Origin of the sequence: Citrobacter sp. 21OH12SH02A-Citro (assembly GCF_027919895.1) — a bacterium.
Lineage (GTDB): Bacteria > Pseudomonadota > Gammaproteobacteria > Enterobacterales > Enterobacteriaceae > Citrobacter > Citrobacter braakii.
In genome coordinates this window covers 47,413-66,959 of record NZ_CP114801.1, presented here as the reverse complement: position 1 = coordinate 66,959, position 19,547 = coordinate 47,413, and the positions used below count along the sequence as shown (strand labels likewise).

Genomic DNA, 19,547 nt, shown 5'->3' with positions numbered 1-19,547 from the left:
GGCAACAATCTCACTGTATTCTGACCTTCATCGTGACCAGAAGCGCCGTCAGCAGCATCAGGCTGCCGGAAAGCATCAGGGGCGAAAGCAGTCCGAGGTTATCGAGCGCATAGCCTCCCACCGCTGCCCCGCAGGTATTGGCAAGTTGGATCACGGCGACCTGGACGGATCCGGCTTTTTCTGCCTGATCGGCAAGCGATCGGGTGATCCACGTCGACCAGCCGACCGGAACCAACGCAAACGCCAGGCCCCAGATAATCGCAATACCTGCCGCCACAACTTTGTCGCTACCCCACAGGATCAGGACCAGCGCGCTAATCGCCAGCACCAGCGGCGCACCGGCTAAGGCCAGTTTGACCGAGCGCTTCAGAACCACCGAGGAGAGCGACGTCCCGACAAAGCTGGCGATACCAAAACTCAGCAGCACCAACGTCAAGCCATCAACTTCAAAGCCTGCCAGATTCATATAGATCGGGCGAATATAGGTAAAGAAGGCGAACTGTCCGGCAAAGGACATAAAGATGGCAATCATCCCGGCCATCACCCCCGGGCGCTGCAGCAGGCTGAACATATTTTGTTTCTGATGCGAAGGTTCACCTGGCAACGACGGCAGCGCTCTCACCACCCAAATCGTGCACAGCACGCCCATTACCGCCGCCGCATTAAACACGTTGCGCCAGCCGATAATACCGCCCAAAAAACTCCCCAGCGGCGCGGCAATCACCAGCGCGACAGAGACCGCGCCAAAAATCACCGACAGCGCTTTCGGTACCGTACGGGCGGGAACCAGACGCATGGTCAGCGACGCTGACATCGCCCAGAATCCGCCAAGCGCCAGACCGAGACAGGCGCGGCCAATGAGCAGCAGTGAAAAAGAGTTGGCAAAGGAAACCAACAGGCAGGAGAGCGTCAGCAGCACCGAAAACACGATCACCACGTAGCGACGATCGGTCGCCTGGATAATTTGCGTCACAAACAGGCTGGCGAACATGGCAACAAATGCCGTCACAGTCACCGATTGTCCGGCAACACCTTCAGAAATCCCCAGATCCTGCGCCATCGGCGTTAACAGGCTAACGGGCAGAAACTCAACGGTTATCAGGCAGGCAACGCAGAACGCCACAGCGAATACCGCCGACCAGTTCGGTCGGGCATTTGCCTCAGCGCGGGATTTTTGTTCAACAGCTTCACTCATTTTGTTACCTGCGTGGGGTTATTGCAGAAAAGTTACGCAGTGTAACACTAAATTTGTGACGCATTTAACGTTTTGGCAACTACTTTCATCTTACACAAAATCCAGGCCACACGGATTTTTAAAGATGAAACGCGACTCTTTTACCTGTCGGTAACTTAACATCAATGCTCAGTTCGCCACCTAACGCTGTGACATAACGCTTAAGCGTCGACAGACGAGGATCGTTATCCGCCTGTTCCATTTTTGCGATTGTTGGCTGCTTAACGCCCATTGCCGAGGCAAGTTCCGCCTGAGAGAGATTCAGTTCTTCCCGTAACATATTTAACGCAATCACCTGACGTAGCACTTCTACTTTTTCAGCAATGCGCTCCTGGCTTTCCGGGCTTTGTTTCGCCATCAATTCTTTAAGCGTCGCCATAATTTTCCTTACTTATTAAGGTGATTTCGGTACTCAGCGTCAGCAAGCCTGATCATCTCTTTATAGAATTTCTTCTCGTTTAACCCTGTTTTATCGCCTGCGCATAACACGATGCCATGGCGAGAAGGATCAAACACGAAGAACGCCCGAATCGGGTTGCCCTGATGCTGCACTCGCAACTCTTTCATATTTGAAAAAGCAGAAGCATTTACCGTATCAGCAAACGGCCTGCCTAACTGAGGACCATACTCGGATAAAATCATCATCGCTGCGAGCATATCTTCCTTGAGCGCCTCGGTCTGTACGTCAAACCATTTATCGAAAACATCCGTTGTTTCCACTTCCCACATCAACGATCCCTCATAGCTAATAAGCTATAGGTAAATTATAGCCCATTAGCTATTAAATCAATTTATATTTGCACAATTAATTCGCCAACAGGCATGACTGTCAGTGCAGCCAGTGCACGCCATCTTCGGGCTGGAAAAAGGCGTTATAGCGCATCTGAAACGCATTAAACTCCTGCATATCCGGCTCTATCTCGCGCAGAAAACCAAGCGCCAGACGCACCTGTGCGTCAGTAATCGGCGTGGCCAATCGGGCTTTTTGCAGCCAACGGTGCCATTGCAGCAGATTCGACTCACTGCCGTCGACAATAACGATTTGCCAGATCAACAACACCTGGGCAGCATTTTGCAGATGCGATTCATCTGGGCGGTGGAGGTACTGTAAAAAAGCCTCACCCTGTACTTTTCCCATCTGATCGATCATCGACTCTACCGGCACAACATCAATATTCAGTCGCTCGCTCAGACGGCGAATTGCCCGTCGAGATCCGGACGTCAACACCCGAAAACCCACTACAAAAACAACGACCAATGTGGCCAGCATTATCCAAATCATGCGCACATCCATTACCAGACAGGATGCCCATCATAACGGCAAATTCCTCTCTGTCGACGACTGAACGTATCAACGCGATTCAGGATGGATCCGCGGCATAAAAAAGCCCGCCATTGAGGCGGGCAAAAGTTACCAATGCACACTTAACTTAAGCGACTTTCAATTGTTGAATTTTTTTCTCGCGGCGAATTTTACGTTCTTCAAACACGGCCACGATGGCCATCAGGCAGATACAACCGATGGCGGCGGTATCCAGCGCGGCGAACGTGCCCGCCCAGCCGGTCAGACCAAAGATCGGCGTGCCGTCGGCAATCATCCCCAGACCCAGCTTGGCGAAGCTGTCACCAATCAGATATGCGAAGGTGCCTTTAATCCCGTCGGCTGCGCCGATTGCTTTTTTCGGTACGAATCCGACGGCTGCAACACCGATTAACAGCTGAGGACCAAACACCAGGAAGCCCAGCGCAAACAGCGAAGCCAGATAGACATACTGGTTGCTGGCGTGCTGATAAACGCCCAAGGTCGCGATAATCAACGCCAGCGCCACGCAGGCTACCAGCGCACGACGACCGTTAGCCAGGTCAGAGAGCCAACCCCACAGTAACGTGCCGACCAACGCGCCCACTTCAAACAGGGTAAAGCCCTGAATCGCCACCTCTTTGGAGAGCTTCAGCTCCTGGAAAGCGTAGACAGTGGACCACTGGTCGATACCGATGCGCACCACGTACAGGAAAATGTTGGAGAAGCACAGCAGCCAGATCACTTTGTTTTTCAGCACGTATTCAACAAAGATCTGCCATTTGGTCATCTCATTTTCTTCAGTCTCTTTGTCCTCTTCGCTTATCTCCTCGCCGAACAGCTCTTCAGCTTTACCGAGGCCATAAGACTCCGGGGAGTCGCTGCCATAGCGCAGGCCGATAAAGCCGACAATCAGGGCGATAATTGACGGGAAGATAAACATACCAATGACGTGACCGTCGAACAGATAGTTGGCGCCAAACAGCGCCACGCCAGCCGCACCCGCACCACCGAGGTTATGGGAGATATTCCACATGCCGAGGTAAGAACCCCGCTTGCGACGCGGCGTCCATTTGGTGATGGTGGAATAGCTACACGAGCCGCCAGTACTCTGGAAAAAACCGCTCAGCGCGTAGAAGGCGATCATCAGGAACAGGCTGGTTGAACCCGCCCCCATGCTGGCGCTGAAGCCGAGCATACAGATGGCGGAGAGGATCAGCATAAACGGCAGGAACTGCTTGGTATTTTTGCCGTCGGCGTAGTAGGAAACCAGCGTTTTACCCACGCCGTAGGTGATGGAGAAGCCCAGGCCAATCATCCCCAGCTGCGTCATGCTCAGCCCGTAGGTGGAGATCATGTCGTTCTGCGCGATGTTGAAGTTTTTGCGGATCAGATACATGGTCAGGTAGCCAATAAAGACTACCAGATAGGACTGCATGAACGGTTTGAACCACATTTTGCGCCGCACATCGAGCGGCAGATCCAGGGTCGGCTTGCGTACCTGGTTTAGAAAGGCCAGCATTTGACACTCCCGAGCTAATTTTTATACCTGCGAATGGCAGGCATTGTAAAAATCAGCCGGGGGACGCGCCTGAGACAGCGTCCAGGTGAAACCGGGAAAATTTCTTAGTTTTACCCTACTCGGGGCAAAAAGGTGAGGTGCATCACGCTTCGTTGAGTTCGCGTGGAGCCTGGGCGTTCAAAAACGGCAGCAGCAGCAGCGCGGAAATCCCCGCCGCAATGGCGATCACCACAAAGAATCCGGTCCAGTGCCAGACCTCCATCACCTTCGCCAGCGGCCAGCCGGAAAGCGATGCCCCCAGATAGGCAAACAGCCCGACAAAACCGGTTGCCGCGCCCGCTGCCTCTTTGTGCGAGCACTCCGCCGCCGCCATGCCGATCAGCATTTGCGGGCCGAAGACGAAGAATCCGGTGGTGAAGAAGCACGCCGCCTGCATCACGTAACTGGCGAACGGCATCAGCCACAACGAGCCCACGGAGAGCAAAATTCCGGCAGCGAAAATCAGGTTCATTGGACCGCGGTTGCCGTTAAACAGTTTGTCCGAGCCCCAGCCTGCGACCAGCGCGCCGATAAATCCGCCCAATTCGAACATGGTCACGGCGGTATTGGCGGTCACCAGATCCACGCCGAGCGTCTCCGACATATACAGATTGCCCCAGTCGTTGATGGCGGCGCGGACGACGTACACCAGCACGTAACACAGCGACAGCAGCCAGATATAGGGATTCAGCAATACATAGCGGGTGAGGATCTCTTTACGGCTCAGCCCTGCTCCTTCCTGCTGCTGGGCGATTTCCAGCTCATCATGGCGCCAGTCGCCAATCGGCGGCAGACCAATCGCCTGCGGCCTGTCGCGCAGCCGCCAGCAGAGAAAAATCCCCACCACAATCGCCAACAGCCCGGCGATCATCATCCCGGCACGCCAGCCGTAGTGCAGCGCCGTCGCCGCCATCACGATAGGGATCAGCGCCCCGCCAACATTGTGCGCAGTATTCCACAGCGCCCACCAGCCGCCGCGTTCGGTACGCGAATACCACGCAGTCAATAAACGCGCGCAGACCGGCGACCCCCAGCCCTGGAAAAAGGCGTTCAGCGCCCAGAGCACCGCAAAAGCCCAGAGCGAGGTGGAAAAACCAAACAGAATGTTCACCACGCCGGTGGCGATAAGCCCAAACCCCATAAAATAACGGGCGTTGGAACGGTCACTGACGATACCGGAAACAAACTTCGACAGGCCGTAGGTGATGTAAAACAGCGTCGCCAACAGACCAATGTCGCTGCGGGTCAGCACGCCGCTGGTGAGGATATCCGGTACGGCGGCGTTGAAGCTCTTGCGTGTGAAATAGAACAGCGCGTAGCCGAGCCAGATAGTGGTCAGAATATGCCGCCGCCAGTAGCGGTAGAGGGCATCCACTTCACGCTTATCGGTGATGAGCGGCGCGCTGACTGGGGCTTTTAAAAACGAAAACATGACCGCTCCTTACACATAACGCTGGGGTAACGACACGCTGACCCGCGTGCCGTGCGTACAGGAAATCGAGAGCGATCCCCCGAGGGCGGTAATACGTTCACGCATCCCGGTGAGGCCAAATCCCTGCTGATTCGACCCCGGCGGCAGGCCGCTGCCGTCGTCCTCAATCACCAGCATCAGCCGTTCATCCTGCTGCCAGCCCTGAAGCGTCACCGCGCTGGCGTTGGCGTGCTTAACGATGTTGTTCAGCCCTTCCTGACAGACGCGAAACAGCGTCACCCGCTGACTTTCGCTGAGTGCAGATTCGTCAATTCGCCAGTCAAGGTGGCTGACGATGCCGCGGCTTTCCAGCTCCATTTCACGCATCAATGAGCGGATGGCTTGTTCCAGCGTGAGATCATCCAACTGGCGCGGACGCAGACGACCCAACAGACGACGCACAGAATCGTATACGCCAAGAGAAAGTTGTTCGATATGCGCCCCGCTGCGCTTCACCCCTGCGTTTTCCGGCGCCAGCCGCTGGACAATGCCCGCCTGGGTGCGAATGGCGGTGATGGTCTGACCGATATCATCGTGCAGTTCGCGCGCCACATCCCGGCGGACGCTCTCTTCGGTCTCCAGCAGGCGTTCAGCCAGACGGTGGTTGCGCGCTAATTCGTTTTGCAGCGACTGGTTAAGCTCGCGCAGACGCTGGATCCCCGCGCCGAGCAGCAGCCCGGTCAGGCTTTGCACCAGCAGGGAGAGCAACAGGTCGACGGGATGATCGTGCCAGGTCTGGCTGGCAATCAGCGCAATGGCGTTCATTAACGTGGCAATCAGTGCCCCCTGCCAGCCGTAGTGCCAGGCGAGCGCAATGATCGGCAGTGCGAGGCAAAACGGCGTGAAGCGTGACAGTTCATCGGGCAGGCCAAGCTGCAACCACAGGCTGACGCTAAACAGCAGCAGATACCAGACCAGATGCCGCCCGCGCCAGTTCACCGGCTGAGACACCACCGCCGGGCCCAGCGGCAACCAGGTGGTGCTGGTAAGATAGTGCCAGAAAACCAGACAGATCGGAGCCAGCGTTAATCCACCAGTGAGCGTCAGCAGTAGGGCATTCCACGCCTCTTCGCCTTGCCCAAGCCAAGGCAGCGATTGCAGCAACGCCGCCGCCGTCAGCGCCGCGCCCTGTAACAGCAGCGTGCGCCAGTCGCGCTGATGGCGGTAGCGCGAAATCAGCATCACCGGGAGTAACGTGAGGAAGCTCCCGATCATCAAAAGTGGCAAGTGAGCCAGCGCCACTTCCTGCGCCAGCCAGAAAAGAAGCAGCCATTCCGCACCCAGCAGCACCGGCCAGTAGCCGCGTGGACATTGCAGCATCAGCCCCAGACGCAGGCCAAACGGAAACAGCAGTACCGCCAGCTCCGGGCGCTCAACCAGGTGCAGGCTGATACTCCACAAGCAGAACCACGCGGCAGAGAAGATAAAGAAGCAGGCAACAACGGTGATTAACCGGGAACAGAGCGTGTTCATTGCCAGCCGTCAAACATCCGGCGGGCCAGTTCGACATCGTTGCTAACGCCCAGTTTTTCCATCAGGTTAGCACGATGCACGTGCACCGTTTTCGGCGACAGGCCCAGTTCGGCGGCAATCTCTTTTACCGCCATGCCTTGCGCCAGTTTCTCCGCCACCTGACGTTCGCGTTTGGTCAGCGGATCCTGACGACCAGCCGCCAGTTTGACGGCGATATCCGGCGTCAAATAGCAGCCGCCGGTCGCCACGGTATGCACCGCCGCGATCAGCTCATCAGGGCTACAGCGTTTAGAAAGGAAACCACGCGCGCCCGCGTTGAGCGCCTGCTCCACCAGCGCGGGGCTGTCGTGGACGGAGAGCATGATAATCGCCATCCCTTTTGGTAACTGGCTTAACAGTTCAAGACCGGAGATATCAGGCATCGAGATATCACAGATACATACCTGCACGCCACGTCCCGGTAATCCCACCAGCGCCTCACTGCCTGAGCCGAACTCAGCCACAACCTGCAAATCAGGTTCCAGCCCCAGCAACTGGGCAAAGCCGGAGCGGACGATAGTGTGGTCGTCGATAAGGGCAACGGTGATCATGGGTTCTGTCCTGGGGGATAAAAAACGTGCTTACCTTAACGATATACACTTTATCCTTCAAGCAGCCTCTGCGTTGGCTTGGTCTGCTCACCCCAGTCACTGACTTGAGTAAGCTCCTGGGGATTCTCAGACTTGCCGCCTTATGCAGCTTGAAGGATTTTGTGTACCGACGCGCTGCTGTTTAAACCTTGAGCGATCAGGCGATGCCAGTTGTGACGGTAAATGTGCGGGTGTGCTGCGGTTCTAGCTGAATCAACGTGCCTTTTCGCTGTGCCGCCAGGAAGCCTTCAGGGCGACAGGTCGCAGGTAGGGCGAAGGCTGCCACCTGTTGATCGCCGTTATAGAGGATCCAACGGGTGACATAATTCAGCTCCGCGCTGGAGAAACGCGTCACGAACGTGGTGCCATCAGGTGCGATCATGCGAAATTCAGGCTTATCCGTGTATCGGTCCAGTTGGTCAGCGAAGAAAACGATTTCCGGATCGTAAAAATCGGGCTCGTTGAGGCGCCCCAGCGAGGCCTCGCCCTGGATGATCCGCTGATTAAACGCCAGCCACTGCTCGGTAGGCTTAACATGCGCGGGTACCGACTCACGCAGCTTCATGGCTTCATCCGGGATATTCTGGCTGAAGGTCGCTTCCGGTACGTAGGCATAGTTCATATGGCACATATACTGTAAAGGCATTGCCACTGAGGCGAGGTTGGTGACCGCCATCTGGATATCAAACAGCGCACTCGCTTTACGCATAATCACCGCAGGATGCGCCTGATAATGATGACCGAACCCCATCACATACTCGTAGCGTCCGCTCACGCGCAAATTCTCTCCCTCCAGCTCCAGCCAGGCCTCATCCATCGCGGCACAGGCCATTTCGCCATGCAACGGGTGAGAATCTTCCGGCGAAGGGCAGCCATTAGCCAATATACCCGAGTGGAAAGCAAAGCAGCCGTAAGTCGCTACCACTTCCGCAGCCGGTTTCGGCTGACTGAACATGTTGCGCATGGTCAGTTCATGCCCGTCAAACTGAGCATCCCAGATCATCTGCCCCATCCAGGGCAGAATAACCAGATGTCCACGACTGTTTTCTACCTTCAGCCCTTCCACACCGCTGGCGTAACGAAATGCGGTAACCGTGAAGTCGCTATTCTTCAGTAAGATTCGCGGATGCTCTGCAAAGAGTTCCCGCCACAGCGTGATACGTGTTGTCATGATCGCTCTCCTCAGGAAACAGTCGCTTCAGCCAGGTTATTGCGCACTTTGCTTTCACGCCAGAAATAGATACCGACGTACACGAAGCACAACATGGAGACCAGGAACGAGAGTTGTAGCGAGTGGAACATATCGGCCACATAGCCCTGAATTGCCGGAACCACCGCTGCACCAACAATCGCCATGACAATGACTGCTCCCGCCATTTCAGTATGTTCGTTATCCACGGTATCTAGCGTACCGGCATAGATTGTCGCCCAGCAGGGTCCAAACAGGACGCTCACCAGTACGGCAACGTACACGGCGCTGAAGCTTGGCGCCAGCGCAACATAGACCAGAAACAGTGCGCCAATGATGGAGTAGAGGATCAGCACTTTTTCCGGATTGAAGCGTGTCATCAAGATGTTGGCGATAAACTTGCCGATAAAGAAGCAGGCAAAGCTATAGACCATGAAGGTTGAGGCGTCGCGCTCGTTGATATCGCCCAATTCCAGCGCCAGACGGATGGTAAATGACCACACCGCGACCTGCATCCCCACGTACAGGAACTGCGCCACAATCCCACGGCGGAAACGGGCATTGCTGGCCAGATAACGCAGCGTATCCATCGCTGACGGACGTTTATGACTCGCCGTTTGCGCGACTTTGCAGGTCGGGAAGCGGGTCAGCAGGAACAACACCATCACCACAACCAGCACCATAATCATGTACTTGTAAGGCTCAAGGGTATTTTCCAGCATCAACACTTTAAAGTTGTGGATCTGCTCCGCGTTCATCCCAGCCATCTGTTTTTCCAGACTCTCGCCTTCAGAGAAGACCAGATATTTACCCAGCAGAATACCAGCGGCTGCACCAATGGGGTAAAAGGTCTGGCTGATGTTCAGGCGCAGGGTGGCATACGCTTTTGGGCCAATCATGGAGCTGTAGGTGTTGGCTGCGGTTTCCAGGAAGCTCAGGCCAATCGCAATCGCAAAAATTGCCGCGAGGAACATGGTGTAGGTGGCCATGTGCGATGCCGGGAAAAAGAGCGTACAGCCAACAATATAAAGGGTCAGTCCCATTAAGATGGCGATTTTATAACTGGTCTTTTTAATCACCAAAGATGCCGGAATCGCAATTAAAAAATAACCGCCATAAAAGGCACTCTGAACTAATGCCGAAGCAAAGTTGCTGAGTGAAAATACGCTTTTGAATTGCGTAATCAGAATATCATTTAATGCGGCTGCGCATCCCCATAAAGGGAATAAACAGGATAACAAAATAAACTGGAACAGAGGCGTCTTATTCAGATAGCCGTCGGGCATCTGAATGATGTTTTTATCGTTCATAGTGCTACCTTTTACAATGCAGGAGTATTATTCGTTTAAGGTAAGAAACTCATTAAATTGTTCGATGCTTGGATAAGATGATTGAGTGCCTTTCCCGGTAACGCTGAATGCAGCGAAGAGAGCGGCTTTTTTCATGGCGGCTTCGACATCACCGCTTTGAACGTAATAGTGGGCAAAACAACCGATGAAAGCGTCACCTGCGCCACTGGTATCGACAGCGTTCACTTTAAACGCCGGGACATGGACTTCCTGGTCACGCGTCATCCACAGAGCGCCTTTCTCCCCCATGGTGACGATAATATTGTTCAGACCTTTATCGACCAAAGAACGTGCCGCGGCGCGAATATGGTCATAGGTATCCACCGGCATACCGGTTAATATTTCGAGCTCGGTTTCATTTGGCACGAAGAAATCGCATTTACAGGCATAAGACATATCTAATTCCCGTAATGCAGGGGCGGGATTTAATAACACTTCAATACCGTGTTTTTTACCGAATTCAATCGCGTGATAAACCGTTTCCAACTGTACTTCCAGCTGCAGGACAATAAGTTGACACTTTTTCAGATCTTCCGCCGCGCGATCGATATCTTCCGGGGAGAGAAACTTGTTGGCACCTTTAATAATCAGAATGCTGTTGCTGGAGTTTGCATTAACAAAGATCGGTGCAACGCCGCTGCTGGTGCAGGGTACCTTTTCGACATAGGTCGTATTAATCCCCCAGGATTCGAGATTACGAATGGTGTTATCCGCAAAAATATCATCACCGACTTTCGTCAGCATCAGCACTTTGGAGTTGAGCTTAGCAGCCGCAACGGCCTGATTTGCCCCTTTACCGCCACAACCAATTTTAAAGGCGGGTGCTTCCAGCGTTTCCCCTTCTTTGGGCATCTGGTTGATGTAGGTGATGAGATCCACCATGTTGGAGCCAATAACCGCGATATCCATTTTACTACCTCTCAGAAACAATCACACAACAATGATATTAAAATAACATTATCATGTTACTTCCGTATCATTTGTGACTAGGATCGCGATTGGAGGATCATTTTATTGTTTATTTATTATGCTAAATGTTGCATCTCTATCACACTCAAAATGATTAACTTGCTTACAATTGACTGAAAACTCGCTGCTTATAATCAATAAAACGTGTAAAAACACGCTTTTATTTCCCAATGGTCAGACGTATAGTAATGCAGCAATATCATGTTCCCAGAAACACATAAATGTTACTGAAGGAACATGAAAACATGATTCGTGGAGAGTGTGCATGGAAACCAAGCAAAAAGAACGTATTCGACGTCTGATGGAATTGTTGAAGAAGACCGACAGAATCCATCTGAAAGAGGCGGCGCGCATGCTGGAGGTTTCCGTGATGACCATCCGTCGGGATCTCAGCCAGGATGACGAACCATTGCCGCTTACGCTACTCGGTGGTTACATCGTGATGGTGAACAAGCCCGCCACCCTCGTTAACGCTCCGCTCCCCGTGCAAAAGCAGTATCATCGCGACGATTTACCGGTTGCCATTCTGGCCGCGGGACTGGTCAGTGAAAACGATCTGGTCTTTTTTGATAATGGTGCGGAAATGCCATTAGTCGTCAGCATGATCCCGGACGATATTACCTTTACCGGAATTTGCTACTCACACCGGGTATTCGTGGCGCTAAATGAAAAACCCAACGCCACGGTGATTCTTTGCGGGGGCACCTATCGGGCGAAAAGTGATGCCTTTTACGACACCAGCAATCCCTCTCCGCTGGATGCGCTCAACCCACGAAAAGTGTTTATCTCTGCCAGCGGAGTCCATGAGCATTTCGGCGTTAGCTGGTTCAATCCGGACGATCTGGCCACCAAACGCAAAGCGATGGAACGCGGATTGCGCAAAATTCTGCTGACCCGCCACGCCCTGTTTGATGAGGTTGCCCCCGCCAGCATTGGCCCGCTCTCCACTTTTGACGTACTGATAAGCGATCGCCCGTTGCCGGCAGATTACGCAACCCACTGCCGGAACGGTTCTGTCAAAGTCATCACCCCGGATTCAGACGGCGACTAACTCACTCAAAGAAAACCGTGATTTTGTTAAACATCGACGGGTCGGACTGGTTGCGGGCCACTTTCACCACATCTTCCAGCTTGTCGATCTGGCTTATCATCTGCTCAAGACGTTGATCGTCGTTGACCAGTAGCCAGATGCGGCTCTTGTCGCTGTCCTGAATCGGTAGACAGAGAATGCCTTCCACGTTGAATGCGCGGCGGGCAAACAGCCCGCAGACGTGGGTCATTACGCCCGGATGGTTGCGTACGGTGAGTTCCAGGATTACGTTGTCATGAGTCTGCTGTTGCATGGCTTATTCCCCCACCATTTCTGTGTTTGCCGCACCCGGCGGCACCATCGGGTACACTTTTTCTTCGGCATCGATGCGCACGTGGATCAGCGCAGGTCCAGGGCGATTAATAATCTCCTGCAACGCTGCCTGTGGATCCGCTTCGTTATTCAAATCGCAGGTTTCGAGGCCAAACCCGGCGGCTATCTGCATAAAGTTAATCATCCCCGGATATGTCGCTGCAAAAACGCCCTGCTTATAGAACAAACTCTGCTGCTGATACACCAGACCCAACGCTTCGTTATTCATCAGGATGATTTTAATATCCAGCTGATTTTCGCTGGCCGTCGCCATTTCCTGAATATTCATCATCAGGCTACCGTCGCCGGAGAAGCACAGCACCTTTTTGTCCGGGTTGACCAGCGCTGCGCCAATTGCCGCCGGCAGGCCAAAGCCCATGGTTCCCAGACCGCCGGAGGTCAGCCACTGACGCGGACGGTTCAGCGGGTAAGCCTGTGCGGCCCACATCTGATGCTGGCCTACGTCGGTGGTGATAATGGCATTGTCATCCACGCAGGCCGCTACGGCGTTGATCAGCCCATAGTGGCTGAGCGGGTCGCTTTCCTGCGGAATGCTGCAGGGGAATTCGCGTTGTAAATCGGCCACCATTTGATGCCACGACTCTCGCGGCTGCGCGTCAATTAATGGGATCAGTTGTGCCAGAACCTCATCGACATCCGCCTGAATCGCCACGTGTGGTTGTTTGATTTTACCCAGCTCCGCGCGGTCGATGTCCACGTGGATGATTTTGGCGTTCGGACAGAACTGCTCGGTTTTACCAATCGCCCGGTCATCAAAACGTGCGCCCAGAACAATCAATAAGTCCGCTTCTTGCAGAATAAAGTTAGTGCTGCGTGCGCCATGCATACCCAGCATGCCTAACGACAGCGGATGCGCTTTCGGCAGCATACCGAGCGCCATTAAGGTCATGGTGGTGGGCAGCATGGCTTTTTCTGCCAGTTCACGAACCCGCTCAGGCGCGTTAATCACGCCGCCGCCGAGATACAGCACCGGACGCTGTGCGGCGTTAATCATAGCTGCGGCATCGCGAATGCTGTCCTGGCTGAACGCCGGTGCCGCCATTTTCTGCGCGGGCTCCGGCATCTCTTCAATTTCAAAAACGGCGGTTTGAATATCCTTAGGAATGTCTATCCACACCGGGCCCGGACGGCCGGACTGCGCAATGCGGAACGCATCGCTCATGACCTGCGGTAATTCACTGATATGGCGGACCAGATAGTTGTGCTTGGTGATGGGGATAGAGATGCCGTAGGTGTCGACTTCCTGGAAGGCGTCGGTCCCGATCATTGAGGCCGGAACCTGCCCGGTGATACACACCAGCGGGATAGAATCCAGCCGCGCGTCGGCAATGGCGGTCACCAGGTTGGTCGCGCCCGGTCCGCTGCAGGCCATACAGACGGCGGGTTTACCATCGGTTCTCGCCATCCCCTGCGCGATAAACCCCGCGCCCTGCTCGTGGCGCGCCAGGATATGACGGATTTGCGTGCTTTGGCTCAAGGCGTCATACACGGGAAGAATCGATCCGCCAGGAATACCGGTGACCACCTGAATCCCCTGGCGTTCCATGAAATGAACGATGAATTCTGCGCCCGTAAAACGCGTACGCTTGGATGTTATGCCCGAACTTGCCATGCTCCAGTCCTTTTATTCTGGGCCTTTGCTTCGGGCAGGTCTCTTAAACGAAAAACCCCGCCCGGTTTGCGCCGGCGGGGTTTTGGAATCGTGTGTTGATCCGGACCCTACGGCGCATTGCCGACGACCACCACCACACGCACGACAACCGCTGCGCGAGATGGCGCAGTTTTTAGTAGGGTCGCAGTCAGCATGGAAGGGTTCATTAGGGACCTGTCTGTTTGTTGATTAACTGGATTTATACAAACACAGGTTTTTCAGCGTGACAATGGAAAAATTTTCATCTGCATAAAAATGCGTCAACGATCACATTTCGCTGTGCAGAGTCGGAAAACAAAAAACCCCGCCGGAGCGAGGTTTTTTTCAGCGCTGTGCGGTTGGTAGCCGCCGAACACACTGTGTTATGTCAACGGAAAAAGTATACGCGTTCTGCGAAGAACACGCAATTTCGGCACGAATTTTGATGGTTTTGAGTATGGAACATGAATGACACAACGTCCATAAAATACTGTTAATTTATACAGTATTTATCTATAATGTCTCGGTACGCAATGTGTTATGCGGGGGGCCGCATCGTAAACCGGCGCATCAAAGTCCTGGCTGAAACGGGTGGTGCCGTCAGCGCCTTAACCCCCGTGTGAGCACACTGTGTTATGTCAACAAAGGTGCTGGCAACAGGCAGCGGCGAGGTACGTCAGCACCGTGCTCCTTGTACCAAAAGGAGAGCGTATGAGCCTCGTGGATATCGCTATTCTTATCCTCAAACTCATTGTTGCAGCACTGCAACTACTTGATGCCGTTCTGAAATACGTTAAGTAATTCGGATTCAAGTCGCACCTAAGGGGAGCGGGTAACACTCCGCTCCCCTTTCACCTTCTCCCTGGTGCTTGTCTCGCGCCAATATGTTACGTTTTTATGACATTCTCAGGGAAGAACGCCACCATGACGCTTTCTGTTTTCTGCATTTTGCTGTTTGCCGCGCTGCTGCATGCCAGTTGGAATGCCATTGTTAAAGCTGGAAACGATAAACTGTACTCGGCGATTGGCGTCAGCGGCTCCGCGGCGATTATGGCATTGATCTGCTTACCCTTCGCGCCTCAGCCTTCCGCCGCCAGCCTGCCGTTTTTGGCCGTCTCAACCGCGTTGCAAGTGGTGTATACGGTCCTGGTCGCCAAAACCTATCAGGTTTCGGATATGAGTCAGACCTATCCTCTGATGCGTGGAACAGCACCGCTGCTGGTTGCGATTATCAGCGTCTTGTTCCTTGGCGATAGCCTGTCTGTGTTTGCCTGGGTGGGGATTGCTACGATCTGTCTGGCCATTCTCGGCATGGCATTTAACGGACGCAGCAGCTCACAACGCGGGATCGTACTGGCGCTCATTAACGCCTGCTTTATCGCTGGGTACACGCTGGTTGATGGCACCGGCGTACGCTTATCAGAAACCGCGCTCGGTTATACGCTGTGGACCTTCTTTCTGAACGGTTCCTGTCTGCTGGGCTGGGCGATGATCGCCCGGCGCCGGGAAGCGTCACGCTATCTGGTACAACAGTGGAAGAAAGGTATTCTGGGTGGAATTGGTACGATGGGTTCTTACGGTCTGGCGCTGTGGGCCATGACCCAGGCTCCGTTGGCGGTGGTCGCAGCGCTACGTGAAACCTCCATTCTGTTTGGCGCTCTGCTTGCCTGGCTGCTGCTGAAAGAAAAGGTTGCCGGAATACGCCTTGTCGCGGCCGCCGGTATTGCCGTAGGCGCTGTCTTACTTCGCTTGTCATGATCGCGCCGTAAAGCCGATGCAATCCGGCAACATTTGTTGCCGCTTTTTGTTTACATTTCCTGCCGTTCATCGCGTAAACATTCCAGCCCACTATCTGGCCTTCTTTTTCTGTTGTGGTAGATTCCACTCGCATTTATGGGAAAGTACAGCACCTTATTCTTATTTTTTCTCTTTTTTAAAAGTAATCAGCAAAATGAAAAGGCATAGAAGCGTCAATTTGTTGTTGATGTTGGTATTACTGGTGGCGGTAGGTCAGATGGCGCAAACCATTTATATCCCCGCGATTGCTGATATGGCGCGTGAACTGAACGTTCGCGAAGGAGCGGTGCAAAGCGTAATGGCCGCCTACCTGCTGACCTACGGCCTGTCACAACTGTTTTACGGCCCACTTTCCGATCGCGTTGGCCGCCGTCCGGTGATCCTCACCGGAATGTCTATTTTTATGCTGGCCACGCTGGTCGCGATTACCACCCACAGCCTGACGGTACTGATTATCGCCAGTGCAATCCAGGGCATGGGCACAGGCGTCGGCGGTGTAATGGCGCGAACCTTACCGCGCGATCTGTACGAAGGTACGCAGTTGCGCCACGCGAATAGTTTGTTAAACATGGGGATTCTGGTGAGTCCGCTGCTGGCCCCGCTGATTGGCGGCATGCTGGATACCTTGTGGAACTGGCGCGCCTGTTACATCTTCCTGCTGGTTCTGTGCGCGGGCGTCACGTTTAGCATGGCGCGCTGGATGCCGGAAACGCGTCCTGCGGGCGCACCGCGTCCACGCCTTATCGCCAGCTATAAAACGCTGTTTGGTAACAGTTCTTTCACCTGTTACGTGCTGATGCTGATCGGCGGCCTGGCGGGCGTTGCGGTCTTCGAGGCCTGCTCCGGGGTATTGTTGGGCGCAAGGCTCGGTTTAAGCAGCATGGTGGTCAGTATCCTGTTTATTCTGCCCATCCCGGCGGCATTTTTCGGCGCCTGGTTCGCCGGTCGCCCGAATAAGCGTTTCTCGACGCTGATGTGGCAGTCGGTTATCTGCTGTCTGGTAGCCGGTTTAATGATGTGGATCCCGGGTCTGTTTGACGTGATGAACGTCTGGACGCTGCTGATTCCCGCCGCACTATTTTTCTTCGGTGCCGGGATGCTGTTTCCGCTGGCAACCAGTGGCGCAATGGAGCCTTTCCCATTCCTGGCAGGCACTGCCGGTGCGCTGGTTGGGGGATTACAGAATATTGGTTCCGGCGTGCTGGCGTGGTTTTCTGCAATGCTGCCGCAGACCGGGCAAGCCAGTCTGGGCCTGCTGATGACCCTTATGGGACTGTTGATTTTTGTTTGCTGGCTTCCGCTGGCGTCACGCGTGTCGCATCAGGGGCAGGCGGTTTAAGCGTATGATGGCCCGGCTTATCGCCGGGCTTTTCGCATTCAGGCACGATCATCGTCGTCAGTAACGGTACCAGCGCCGGACGCCAGGCGCCTTCCTCGCCATCATAAAACTGCGTATCCGCATTGATAGCATAGGGAATTTTCGCTTTTTTCAGTTCGCACGCCATAAATTGGGCAAACGCCATTTGCGAGGCAGAAGGCGCGTTCCTGATGGTTTCTCCTGGCGACCAGCCTCCCACCCAACTGACATGACCCGTTTTCTGCTGCCAGTGAATGGCGGTATTGATACGGGCGCGAATAGCGGCCTTTTCTGCCGCTGTGCCTGAGGTCCACGGATATTTACCGTTATTTTTCAGCGGCCCCCACGGAAAAATATGCCATTGAGCCAGCACGGTATTCTGACTTTGCGGCGGCAGTTTCAGGTCAGGCAAATCTTCCGGCGCGGCGCGTAGTCGCGGCGCGATAAAAATCATCCGCTGCGGGTCGATGGCATGGACAGTACGAATGGTTTTGTCATACACCCGATTGAGCGACACCTGATTATGGTTGAGCTTATCAGAGGGTTCGTATATCAGGTCGAAACCCAGCAACGGCGAGCTTTGACCAAAGTAATGCGCCACCGCCACCCACCAGTTAACCACCTCTTTTTCGTTACCGGTACTGGGATCTTTTTTATATTCGTCAGCCTGATAGGCAATTATCGGGATCACGCCATACTGCTCGCAGGCTTCCACCAGCTTGCGCAGATGTATAAGCCGCGCCTCCGTGGGCTCTCCCGCCACGCGAATACGCACGTGGGTTAACCCTTTAGCCCTGTAATCCCGCACCACCAGCGGATCGAATTCACGGATACCCCGATCGGTGCGCGCCCAGTCTACGTCCATCCCAACGCCAAGCTGCTGCGCATACTGCGCCGCGGTCAGCACAGGTTGCGCGGCACACACGGTGGCGCTGGCTAACAGTAAAAGGGAAACAATCGGCTTTAACACGGTCGTCCTTACGCAAATCATCAGGAGTGATATCACGTATTTAGCATGCTTTTTCACTTTGCGTGTAGCGAGAAAGCGTAAAAAATATTCGCGACCCGCTTATTTAACCTGTTCCTGAAGCCAGCGAATAAACGCCTCGATTTTCGGCCACTGTCTGCCAGGCAGGGTGGTAATGTAGTAGTGCTGATGGCATTTCAGCGCCATATCGCCAAAAGGCGCAACCAGCTCTCCGCTGTCGAGGCGTTTTTGCACCAGCCGCTTTCGGCCCATCGCCACGCCGATATGATTCATCGCCGCAATCACCGCCAAATCAGAACGATCGAAACCAATTCCCGACGATGTCGGCAGATTCACCGAAAAATGCTGCGCCCAACTGTGCCATTCATCGGTCCCGGAGTCGTTACTCCACGCCTGTCTGTCATGCAGCAACGTACAGTGCGGTAAATTCACCAGCGAACCGGTAAGGTCATGGCGGCGAGCGTAGTCCGGGCTGCATACCGGCAGGATCTCTTCATCCATCAGGAAGTGGTGCGTGAGCTGCGCGGAGGGCGCGTCGTCAAAATAGATGGCCAGATCGACCCCGGCACGCTGCAGATTGACGTTGTCGTTCCCGGTCAGCATGGTCAGCGAAATCGACGGATAGCGACGGGTAAAGTCGCCGAGCGCCGGAACCAGCCAGCACTGAGCGATAGAAGGCCGTGAGTACACGGTGAGCGTCCCGGACAACTCCTGATTTTTAATATCAAGGATTTCCTGATTCAGCGTATCCAGCGATGATTTCAGCGCCCAGAACACCCGCTTGCCCTCGTGGGTGAGTTCCACTTTACGATGCGAACGAACAAACAGCTGAATACCCAGCTCATCTTCCAGCTGATTAATGCGATGGCTGACAGCGCTGGGGCTTAATGACAGCTCATCTGCCGCCAGCGCAAACGACTGGTGCCGGGCCGCCACTTCAAAGGTATACAGCTTTGACAACTGCCAGCCGTTGAGTAGCCGATTTCTGACCTCGCGTAAGGGATCCATGTTTACCTCCTGTCCTCCTGATTCATTCGCCGGAGTGTAAAAAAGTTCGCTGCAAAAATCAGCACAAAGATGAATCAAGGTGAACCATATCGCATAAACAAAGCGTAATTAGACGTAAATCACCTACTTGATGCAATCTGGCTCATGTGAAAGGGGATTTATATCGTTT

At 54.1% G+C, this 19,547-nt stretch carries 20 protein-coding genes; 4 read left to right on the top strand and 16 right to left on the bottom strand.

Translation table 11 applies throughout. The features are described from left to right. Window positions 1-10: 10 nt before the first annotated feature. The 11 genes from nepI to rbsK all read right to left on the bottom strand — a co-directional run bounded on the left by nepI (window position 11) and on the right by rbsK (window position 11,115). Window positions 11-1,195, bottom strand: coding sequence for a purine ribonucleoside efflux pump NepI (gene nepI / locus O6D90_RS00335; RefSeq protein WP_016157798.1), 1,185 nt, complete (start codon window positions 1,193-1,195; stop codon window positions 11-13). 118 nt (window positions 1,196-1,313) lie between these two features. Then, window positions 1,314-1,613, bottom strand: coding sequence for a helix-turn-helix domain-containing protein (locus O6D90_RS00330; RefSeq protein ID WP_016157799.1), 300 nt, complete (start codon window positions 1,611-1,613; stop codon window positions 1,314-1,316). Between the two features lie 8 nt (window positions 1,614-1,621). After that, window positions 1,622-1,963, bottom strand: a complete 342-nt coding sequence (locus tag O6D90_RS00325) for a type II toxin-antitoxin system RelE/ParE family toxin (RefSeq protein WP_016157800.1) — start codon at window positions 1,961-1,963, stop codon at window positions 1,622-1,624. A gap of 100 nt (window positions 1,964-2,063) precedes the next feature. Further along, window positions 2,064-2,516, bottom strand: coding sequence for a DUF1198 family protein (locus O6D90_RS00320; protein WP_016157801.1), 453 nt, complete (start codon window positions 2,514-2,516; stop codon window positions 2,064-2,066). Window positions 2,517-2,664: 148 nt separating this feature from the next. Then, the gene (gene uhpT, locus O6D90_RS00315) at window positions 2,665-4,056 is read right to left on the bottom strand and encodes a hexose-6-phosphate:phosphate antiporter (RefSeq protein ID WP_003023929.1); all 1,392 of its coding nucleotides are present in this window, start codon (window positions 4,054-4,056) and stop codon (window positions 2,665-2,667) included. A gap of 142 nt (window positions 4,057-4,198) precedes the next feature. Beyond that, a complete protein-coding gene (locus O6D90_RS00310; protein WP_016155042.1) occupies window positions 4,199-5,527 on the bottom strand; it encodes an MFS transporter in 1,329 nt (442 codons plus the stop codon). A gap of 9 nt (window positions 5,528-5,536) precedes the next feature. Next, window positions 5,537-7,039 (bottom strand): signal transduction histidine-protein kinase/phosphatase UhpB, encoded by a 1,503-nt coding sequence (uhpB, locus tag O6D90_RS00305; RefSeq protein WP_016157802.1) that lies wholly within the window; start codon window positions 7,037-7,039, stop codon window positions 5,537-5,539. After that, window positions 7,036-7,629 carry a transcriptional regulator UhpA gene (gene uhpA, locus O6D90_RS00300; RefSeq protein WP_016157803.1) on the bottom strand — a complete coding sequence of 198 codons (594 nt, stop codon included), beginning with the start codon at window positions 7,627-7,629 and terminating at the stop codon, window positions 7,036-7,038. The genes uhpB and uhpA overlap by 4 nt, the downstream gene beginning before the upstream one ends. A gap of 196 nt (window positions 7,630-7,825) precedes the next feature. Then, entirely contained in the window at window positions 7,826-8,839 is a 1,014-nt protein-coding gene (locus O6D90_RS00295) for an aldose 1-epimerase family protein (protein ID WP_016157804.1), read from the bottom strand. An 11-nt stretch (window positions 8,840-8,850) separates the two neighbouring features. Continuing rightward, complete coding sequence (fucP, locus tag O6D90_RS00290) at window positions 8,851-10,167, bottom strand: L-fucose:H+ symporter permease (protein WP_003023919.1); 1,317 nt, start codon at window positions 10,165-10,167, stop codon at window positions 8,851-8,853. 27 nt (window positions 10,168-10,194) lie between these two features. Further along, a complete protein-coding gene (gene rbsK / locus O6D90_RS00285; RefSeq protein ID WP_003827124.1) occupies window positions 10,195-11,115 on the bottom strand; it encodes a ribokinase in 921 nt (306 codons plus the stop codon). 325 nt (window positions 11,116-11,440) lie between these two features. Here rbsK and O6D90_RS00280 point away from each other — a divergent pair, with 325 nt between their 5' ends. Continuing rightward, window positions 11,441-12,226, top strand: coding sequence for a DeoR family transcriptional regulator (locus tag O6D90_RS00280; RefSeq protein WP_016157805.1), 786 nt, complete (start codon window positions 11,441-11,443; stop codon window positions 12,224-12,226). Window position 12,227: 1 nt separating this feature from the next. Here O6D90_RS00280 and ilvN read toward each other — a convergent pair whose 3' ends face one another. The 3 genes from ilvN to ivbL form a co-directional block, all read right to left on the bottom strand. Continuing rightward, window positions 12,228-12,518 (bottom strand): acetolactate synthase small subunit, encoded by a 291-nt coding sequence (gene ilvN, locus O6D90_RS00275; RefSeq protein ID WP_003023914.1) that lies wholly within the window; start codon window positions 12,516-12,518, stop codon window positions 12,228-12,230. 3 nt (window positions 12,519-12,521) lie between these two features. Then, window positions 12,522-14,210 carry an acetolactate synthase large subunit gene (ilvB, locus tag O6D90_RS00270; protein WP_016155049.1) on the bottom strand — a complete coding sequence of 563 codons (1,689 nt, stop codon included), beginning with the start codon at window positions 14,208-14,210 and terminating at the stop codon, window positions 12,522-12,524. Between the two features lie 107 nt (window positions 14,211-14,317). Beyond that, a complete protein-coding gene (ivbL, locus tag O6D90_RS00265; protein ID WP_003827118.1) occupies window positions 14,318-14,416 on the bottom strand; it encodes an ilvB operon leader peptide IvbL in 99 nt (32 codons plus the stop codon). Between the two features lie 523 nt (window positions 14,417-14,939). Here ivbL and tisB point away from each other — a divergent pair. The 3 genes from tisB (at window position 14,940) to emrD (ending at window position 17,364) form a co-directional block, all read left to right on the top strand. Further along, window positions 14,940-15,029 carry a type I toxin-antitoxin system toxin TisB gene (tisB, locus tag O6D90_RS00260; protein WP_003023909.1) on the top strand — a complete coding sequence of 30 codons (90 nt, stop codon included), beginning with the start codon at window positions 14,940-14,942 and terminating at the stop codon, window positions 15,027-15,029. A gap of 123 nt (window positions 15,030-15,152) precedes the next feature. Beyond that, on the top strand, window positions 15,153-15,986 hold the full coding sequence (locus tag O6D90_RS00255) for a DMT family transporter (RefSeq protein ID WP_016157806.1): 834 nt from the start codon (window positions 15,153-15,155) through the stop codon (window positions 15,984-15,986). A 193-nt stretch (window positions 15,987-16,179) separates the two neighbouring features. Continuing rightward, window positions 16,180-17,364, top strand: a complete 1,185-nt coding sequence (emrD, locus tag O6D90_RS00250; RefSeq protein ID WP_016157807.1) for a multidrug efflux MFS transporter EmrD — start codon at window positions 16,180-16,182, stop codon at window positions 17,362-17,364. On the opposite strand, the gene O6D90_RS00245 is transcribed toward emrD, so the two are convergent. Beyond that, on the bottom strand, window positions 17,291-18,373 hold the full coding sequence (locus O6D90_RS00245; protein WP_032931959.1) for a cellulase family glycosylhydrolase: 1,083 nt from the start codon (window positions 18,371-18,373) through the stop codon (window positions 17,291-17,293). The two genes, emrD and O6D90_RS00245, sit on opposite strands and share 74 nt — an antisense overlap. Before the next feature lie 78 nt (window positions 18,374-18,451). After that, entirely contained in the window at window positions 18,452-19,378 is a 927-nt protein-coding gene (gene dsdC, locus O6D90_RS00240) for a DNA-binding transcriptional regulator DsdC (protein WP_016155054.1), read from the bottom strand. Between the last annotated feature and the right edge of the window lie 169 nt (window positions 19,379-19,547).

Coding starts and splice junctions, on each gene's coding strand:
- O6D90_RS00310 (WP_016155042.1), bottom strand. CDS start 5,527: ATGTTTTCGTTTTTAAAAGCCCCAGTCAGCGCGCCGCTCATCACCGAT.
- uhpA (WP_016157803.1), bottom strand. CDS start 7,629: ATGATCACCGTTGCCCTTATCGACGACCACACTATCGTCCGCTCCGGC.
- uhpT (WP_003023929.1), bottom strand. CDS start 4,056: ATGCTGGCCTTTCTAAACCAGGTACGCAAGCCGACCCTGGATCTGCCG.
- O6D90_RS00320 (WP_016157801.1), bottom strand. CDS start 2,516: ATGATTTGGATAATGCTGGCCACATTGGTCGTTGTTTTTGTAGTGGGT.
- nepI (WP_016157798.1), bottom strand. CDS start 1,195: ATGAGTGAAGCTGTTGAACAAAAATCCCGCGCTGAGGCAAATGCCCGA.
- fucP (WP_003023919.1), bottom strand. CDS start 10,167: ATGAACGATAAAAACATCATTCAGATGCCCGACGGCTATCTGAATAAG.
- O6D90_RS00280 (WP_016157805.1), top strand. CDS start 11,441: ATGGAAACCAAGCAAAAAGAACGTATTCGACGTCTGATGGAATTGTTG.
- O6D90_RS00330 (WP_016157799.1), bottom strand. CDS start 1,613: ATGGCGACGCTTAAAGAATTGATGGCGAAACAAAGCCCGGAAAGCCAG.
- uhpB (WP_016157802.1), bottom strand. CDS start 7,039: ATGAACACGCTCTGTTCCCGGTTAATCACCGTTGTTGCCTGCTTCTTT.
- dsdC (WP_016155054.1), bottom strand. CDS start 19,378: ATGGATCCCTTACGCGAGGTCAGAAATCGGCTACTCAACGGCTGGCAG.
- ilvN (WP_003023914.1), bottom strand. CDS start 12,518: ATGCAACAGCAGACTCATGACAACGTAATCCTGGAACTCACCGTACGC.
- ilvB (WP_016155049.1), bottom strand. CDS start 14,210: ATGGCAAGTTCGGGCATAACATCCAAGCGTACGCGTTTTACGGGCGCA.
- ivbL (WP_003827118.1), bottom strand. CDS start 14,416: ATGAACCCTTCCATGCTGACTGCGACCCTACTAAAAACTGCGCCATCT.
- O6D90_RS00245 (WP_032931959.1), bottom strand. CDS start 18,373: ATGATTTGCGTAAGGACGACCGTGTTAAAGCCGATTGTTTCCCTTTTA.
- emrD (WP_016157807.1), top strand. CDS start 16,180: ATGAAAAGGCATAGAAGCGTCAATTTGTTGTTGATGTTGGTATTACTG.
- rbsK (WP_003827124.1), bottom strand. CDS start 11,115: ATGGATATCGCGGTTATTGGCTCCAACATGGTGGATCTCATCACCTAC.
- O6D90_RS00295 (WP_016157804.1), bottom strand. CDS start 8,839: ATGACAACACGTATCACGCTGTGGCGGGAACTCTTTGCAGAGCATCCG.
- O6D90_RS00325 (WP_016157800.1), bottom strand. CDS start 1,963: ATGTGGGAAGTGGAAACAACGGATGTTTTCGATAAATGGTTTGACGTA.
- O6D90_RS00255 (WP_016157806.1), top strand. CDS start 15,153: ATGACGCTTTCTGTTTTCTGCATTTTGCTGTTTGCCGCGCTGCTGCAT.
- tisB (WP_003023909.1), top strand. CDS start 14,940: ATGAGCCTCGTGGATATCGCTATTCTTATCCTCAAACTCATTGTTGCA.